Annotated in this window: 2 protein-coding genes; both read left to right on the top strand. The window is 65.0% G+C overall.

The features are described from left to right. Positions 1–273 (top strand): TerD family protein (locus M8J74_RS44155; RefSeq protein ID WP_249841767.1); only part of this gene is annotated, 273 nt, incomplete at its 5' end. A gap of 127 nt (positions 274–400) precedes the next feature. Then, positions 401–1,167, top strand: a 767-nt coding sequence (locus M8J74_RS44150; protein WP_249841766.1) for a DUF475 domain-containing protein, incomplete at its 3' end; no start/stop codon positions are given.

The raw sequence follows: 1,167 nt of genomic DNA, 5'->3' as shown, positions 1-1,167 counted from the left end.
GACAAGATCGTCTTCCCGGTCTCCATCCACCTGGCCGACGAGCGGGGCCAGACGTTCGGCCAGGTCAGCAACGCCTTCATCCGCGTCGTCAACCAGGCCGACGGGCAGGAGCTCGCCCGCTACGACCTCAGCGAGGACGCCTCCACCGAGACCGCGATGATCTTCGGCGAGGTCTACCGCTACCAGAGCGAGTGGAAGTTCCGCGCGGTCGGCCAGGGCTACGCGTCCGGTCTGCGGGGCATCGCGCTGGACTTCGGGGTCAACGTCTCATAACGCGATATGAGCAAAAGACCGGGGCAGGGTGGGCGAGGAAGGGGTGCCGACTAGACTTCGGCTTCAAAGTTTCGTAAAGCCGAGTGCGGCACGGGGGAAACCCGTACACGTACGGATTGGGTAGCCAGTGCTTCTGAAAACCTTCGGCTGGTCGTTCGCGGTCACCGCGCTCGGCCTGGTCGCTGCGGTCTTCTACGGGGGGTGGGAGGCCTTCGGCATCGTGGCGATCCTCTCCGTCCTCGAGATCTCGCTGTCGTTCGACAACGCGGTGGTCAACGCCGGGATCCTGAAGAAGATGAACGCCTTCTGGCAGAAGATCTTCCTCACGGTCGGCGTGCTCATCGCGGTGTTCGGCATGCGGCTGGTCTTCCCGGTCGTCATCGTGGCGGTCACCGCCAAGCTGAACCCGATCGACGCCGTCAACCTGGCCCTGACCGACAAGGACCAGTACCAGCAGCTGGTCACCGACGCCCACCCGGCGATCGCCGCCTTCGGTGGCATGTTCCTGCTGATGATCTTCCTGGACTTCATCTTCGAGGACCGCGACATCCAGTGGCTGCGCTGGATCGAGCGCCCGCTGGCCAGGCTCGGCAAGGTCGACATGCTGTCGGTCTGCATCGCCCTGATCGTCCTGCTGATCACCTCCTTCACCTTCGCCACCCACGCCCACCAGCACGGCGGCGCGCACGTCGACAAGGCGCAGACGGTGCTGATCTCCGGCATCGCCGGCCTGATCACCTACATGATCGTCGGCGGCCTGTCCGGCTACTTCGAGGACAAGCTGGAGGAAGAGGAGGAGCGCGAGCACGAGGAGGAGGAGCGCGCCCAGCGCGAGGGCAAGCCCAAGTCCGCGGTGGTGCTGGCCGGCCAGGCCGCGTTCTTCATGTTCCTCTA

The organism is Streptomyces panaciradicis, assembly GCF_023516615.1.
Lineage (GTDB): Bacteria > Actinomycetota > Actinomycetes > Streptomycetales > Streptomycetaceae > Streptomyces > Streptomyces panaciradicis.
The sequence above is the reverse complement of the archived record's forward strand: the minus strand, read 5'-3'. Positions and strand labels throughout refer to the sequence as shown.